The sequence below is a fragment of the Caulobacter sp. D5 genome (genome assembly GCF_003185805.1).
GTDB lineage: Bacteria > Pseudomonadota > Alphaproteobacteria > Caulobacterales > Caulobacteraceae > Caulobacter.
Map to the genome: position 1 here is coordinate 1 of NZ_QHJY01000359.1, position 4,586 is coordinate 4,586.

Consider the following 4,586-nt stretch of genomic DNA (forward strand, 5'->3'; position numbering starts at 1 on the left):
GGGCTGTGGAGCACGGGCCTGGCGCTACTGGCCGTCGGCTGCGGCTTTGGCCTGTGCTGGGCGTTCCTGGCCCGCCGCACCATCGCCGGCGCCCCGACGCAGGAGCAGGCCCTGGCCTCGTCGGCCGTGCCCACGGTGCAGTTGATCGGCGGCGCGACCGGCTCGGCCGCCGCCGGAGCCATGGCCAACCTGCTGGGCTTTGGCCACGGCATCGACCCCGCCGCCGCCTTCGCCCACGGTCCGTGGCTGTTCGGCGCCTTCGTGCCGCTGGCGCTGGTCGGCTTCGCGGCGGCCTGGCGGCTGGCGCGGGACTGACGCGCCGTCAGCGATCGCTGGAACTGCTCAGGGCGATCAGGGCCAGGGCGGGATTCTGGGCGACCGCCAGCATCGACACGGCGGCCAGGGCGCTGTCGTCGCGGCCGTCGGCCTCGGTGGCCGCGCCAGGGATCGGCGTGACGATGGACTCGGGCGGCGCGCCCGGCGCGGGGCCGATCTCCAAGTCGGGACGGTAGCGGAAGATCTCGGCGCGGACGGCATCGACGCCCAGCGCCAGGGGCGCCAGATCGATCTCGACATCGGCTCCCACCGCGCGGTCGGCGGCGTCCAGGACCGGTAGGTCGTTGGGACCCAGCCGCAAGCCCAGCTTGCCCGCCCGGTGGCGCGCGCGCGGACGCACCGCCTGCAGCGCCGGCCAGGGAATGGTGCAGCCCAGTTCGCGGGAATAGAGGCCGGCCGCGTCGATCCGCAGCTCCACCCAGTCCTCCAGCGGCTTGCGTCGCCAGGCCAGCCAGCCGAAGCCGCCGCACAGGGCCAGGGCGTAGACCACGCCCCAGGCGTCGCCGTACCACCAGGACTGTCCGGCCAGCAGCAGGCCGATGGCGAGACCGCCGAAGGGGGCGCGACGTTTCCAGCGGGCCTGGAACAGGGTCTTGCGACTGGCGCGCCAGACGCCGAGTTCGGGCTGGTCAGGCGCGTCTTCCCGACGGGCGGCCCACCAGAAGGCGGCCGCCGCCAGGCCGCCGGCCACGAACAGCGGCGGTCCGACCTCAGGCGAGCCGCCCCAGACGCCCAGCAGCAGGCCGCACCAGATCGCCGTGGTCGTCATTTCGCGCGCGATCTCGCCGGTGGGCAGGCTCGTCCGCACGCCGTTCGCGACCTTGCGCAACGGCGTCATGTCGGCCGAACGGCTGTCGGACGGGACGTCTGGGTCATGAGGCGGCGCCTGGCTCATCGTCCTAAGGTAGCGTGGCCGTGGCGGCGATCAACTGGACTCAGGCCTGCTCCAGCGCCGTCGCCTCGACCAGCCGCACCACGTCGCCCATGATCTCCGTGATCCGGAAATCCTTGGGGGTGTAGATCCGCGCCACGCCCATCTGCTTGAGGATCAGGGCGTCGGCCTCGGGGATGATGCCGCCGGCGACGACGGGGATGTGGTCCAGGCCCTGCGCCCGCATCAGCCGCACCACCTCCTGCACCAGATCCAGGTGCGAGCCCGACAGGATCGACAGGCCGACGACGTGCGCCCGGCTCTCCTTGGCGCGGCGCACGATCTCCTCGGGCGTCGAGCGGATGCCGTCATAGACCACCTCCATGCCGCAGGCCCGGGCCCGGGTGGCGATCTGCTCGGCGCCGTTGGAGTGGCCGTCCAGGCCCGGCTTGCCGACAAGGTAGGTGAGCGTGCGGCCCAGCACCTGCGAGACCCGCTCGACCTCGGCCTTCACCGCTTCCACGTCCTCGGCCTCGCCGGTGGAGACCACGATCGCCACGCCCGTCGGGCCGCGATACTCGCCGAACACCTCGCGCAGCGCCCCGGCCCATTCGCCGGTGGTGACCCCGGCCTTGGCGGCGGTGATCGAGGGCTCCATGATGTTTCGGCCATCAAGCGCGGCGGCCTTGAGGTCGGCCAGGGCGGCCAGGGCGGCGGCGGCGTCGCGATCCGCGCGCCAGGCCTGGATGCGAGCGACGACTTCCGCTTCGAGTTTCGGATCGATGGTCTCGATGTTTCCTTCGCCGGCCGACAGGGGCGAGGGCTCGCTGTCGGTCCAGCGGTTGACGCCGACCACGGTGAGGTCGCCGGTCTCGACCGCCCTCACCCGCTTGGCGTTCGACGAAACCAGCTCGGCCTTCATGTAGTCGATGGCGCTCGCCGCGCCGCCCATCTCGTCGATCAGGGCCAGCTGCTCCAGCGCGCCCTTCGACAGCTCGGCGACCTTGGCCTCGACCACGTGGGAGCCGGCGAACAGGTCTTCGTATTCCAGCAGGTCGGTCTCATAGGCCAGCACCTGTTGCAGACGCAGCGACCACTGCTGGTCCCAAGGCCGCGGCAGGCCCAGGGCCTCGTTCCAGGCCGGCAGTTGCAGGGCCCGGCAGCGGGCGTCCTTGCTCAGGGTGACGGCCAGGGCCTCGATGAGGATGCGGTAGACGTTGTTCTCGGGCTGCGGCTCGGTCAGGCCCAGGCTGTTGACCTGCACACCGTAGCGGAAGCGCCGGGCCTTCTTGTCCTGCACGCCGTAGCGCTCGAGCAGGATCTCGTCCCACAGCTTGGTGAAGCTACGCATCTTGCACAGTTCGGTGACGAACCGCACCCCGGCGTTGACGAAGAAGCTGATCCGCGAGGCGACGATCTCGAAGTCTTCCTCGGGCACCTGGCCGCCGGCCCGGACGGTGTCGAGCACCGAGATGGCGGTGGCCAGGGCGAAGGCCAGCTCCTGCTCCGGCGTCGCCCCGGCCTCCTGCAGGTGGTAGCTGCAGACGTTCATCGGGTTCCATTTCGGAACCTCGCGATAGCACCAGGCGATCATGTCGCCGATCAGCCGCAGGCTGGGTCCCGGCGGAAAGATGTAGGTGCCGCGGCTCAGGTATTCCTTGATCAGGTCGTTCTGGGTGGTGCCTTGCAGCAGCGCCCGGTCGGCCCCCTGCTCGTCGGCCAGCGCCACGTACATCGCCAGCAGCCAGGCGGCAGGGGCGTTGATGGTCATGGAGGTGTTCATCTTCTCCAGCGGGATCTCGCTGAAGAGGGCGCGCATGTCGCCCAGATGGCTGATCGGCACTCCCACCTTGCCGACCTCGCCGCGGGAGAGGATGTGGTCGGGGTCGTAGCCGGTCTGGGTGGGCAGGTCGAAGGCCACCGACAGGCCGGTCTGGCCGCGCGCCAGGTTCGAACGATAGAGCGCGTTGGACTTCTGCGCCGTCGAGTGGCCGGCATAGGTGCGGAAGATCCACGGCGGATCGGGCGCGTGCTGATAGGCCTTGTCCGACATCCTGCGCTCCCGGCGATCTTTTCTGGTTATCGCCGGATGATGCGCCGGTGTTGGGTGCGGTGCAATATGAGGCTTCGCAGGTGCGTTACCCGCTGCGCGGGACCCCCTCCGGCCCTCTGGGCCACCTCCCCCAGAGGGGGAGGATTACGCGGCGCAGATGCTCCCCCGCTGGGGGAGCTGTCGCGGAGCGACTGAGGGGGCCGCCGTCAGGCGGCTACTCCCGGCTGAAGCTCTCCGGCACCTGCGGGTCCGCGCCCGCCTTACCCCACAGCACGATCTCATTGCCCCACGGATCCCGGAAGGCGTGGTTGTAGCCGTTGAACTCGGCCCAGTAGTGGTCGCGCCAGAGCAGGGTCGCGCCGAGCTTCTCGGCGGTTCCCAGGATGCGGTCGGCGCTGTCGTTGTCGCCGATCAGGATCCAGATGCGAGGCTTGCGGCCGTCGGTCGACAGGTCGCGGGGCTCGACGCCGACGCTCTCCGGATGCGGGCGGGCGTTGGCGGCGTCGAAGATGCCCAGATGCAGGTTGCCGATCTGGCTGTCGGAGCCGTCGGGGTTCTTGAACTGACCGCCCGGGACCATGCGGTGATAGATCCCCTGCGGCCGGGCGTCGTTCTGCCAGCCGAACACCTCAGCATAGAATTCGCCGGCCTTGGCGGGATCGTCGCTGGCCAGGTCGACGAAGATCAGGGTGTTGGTCACGGGCGGTCCTTTGGGTCAGTCGAAGGCGATGGAAAGGGAGAGGTCGCGCCAGGCGTCGATGTCGGCCTTCAGGCCGTCGATCGCGTAGCCGGCGTAGTGGAGGGCGTCTTCGCCCAGCAGCAGGTGCAGGGGCGGTTCGGGCGCATCGACGACAGCCAGCACGGCCAGGGCGGCCTTAGTCGGATCGCCGGGCTCGGCGCCGGCGTGGTCGGCCATGATCCGCTCGGCGTCGCGGGCGAGGCCCTCATAGTCGGGCAGCTTGTCGGCCACGATGGTCTTGGAGCCCTTGGCGAAGCTCGTGCGCAAACCGCCCGGGGCGACGTTGATCACCTTGATCCCCAGCTCGGCGACCTCGGCCGCCAGGGTCTGGGTCAGGCCTTCCAGGGCCCACTTGCTGGCGCAGTAGACGCCGGTGCCGGCCCAGACGGCCAGGCCCGAGACAGAGGTGATGTTGACAATCCGCCCCGACCGCCGCGCCCGCATGGCCGGCAGCACCGCCTTGAGCACGCTGAGCGGCCCGAAGACGTTGGTCTCGAACTGGGCGCGGACCTCTTCCAGAGAAGCCTCTTCAACCGCGCCGACCAGGCCGTAGCCGGCGTTGTTGACCAGCACGTCGATCGCGCCGG

Annotated in this window: 4 protein-coding genes and 1 pseudogene; 1 reads left to right on the forward strand and 4 read right to left on the reverse strand. The window is 70.3% G+C overall.

Translation table 11 applies throughout. From position 1 onward, the window contains the following. Nucleotides 1-315: pseudogene (locus DMC18_RS20880) on the forward strand (MFS transporter); the annotation flags it as partial. 7 nt (nt 316-322) lie between these two features. Here DMC18_RS20880 and DMC18_RS20885 read toward each other — a convergent pair. From DMC18_RS20885 to DMC18_RS20900, 4 genes are all read right to left on the reverse strand, one after another. Continuing rightward, entirely contained in the window at nt 323-1,231 is a 909-nt protein-coding gene (locus DMC18_RS20885) for a hypothetical protein (RefSeq protein ID WP_110133275.1), read from the reverse strand. Nucleotides 1,232-1,271: 40 nt separating this feature from the next. Then, nucleotides 1,272-3,260, reverse strand: a complete 1,989-nt coding sequence (locus tag DMC18_RS20890) for a protein meaA (RefSeq protein ID WP_110118063.1) — start codon at nt 3,258-3,260, stop codon at nt 1,272-1,274. Between the two features lie 214 nt (nt 3,261-3,474). Further along, nucleotides 3,475-3,960, reverse strand: a complete 486-nt coding sequence (locus DMC18_RS20895) for a VOC family protein (protein ID WP_110118062.1) — start codon at nt 3,958-3,960, stop codon at nt 3,475-3,477. Between the two features lie 15 nt (nt 3,961-3,975). Next, on the reverse strand, nt 3,976-4,586 hold a 611-nt coding region (locus DMC18_RS20900; RefSeq protein ID WP_110133276.1), incomplete at its 5' end, for an SDR family NAD(P)-dependent oxidoreductase.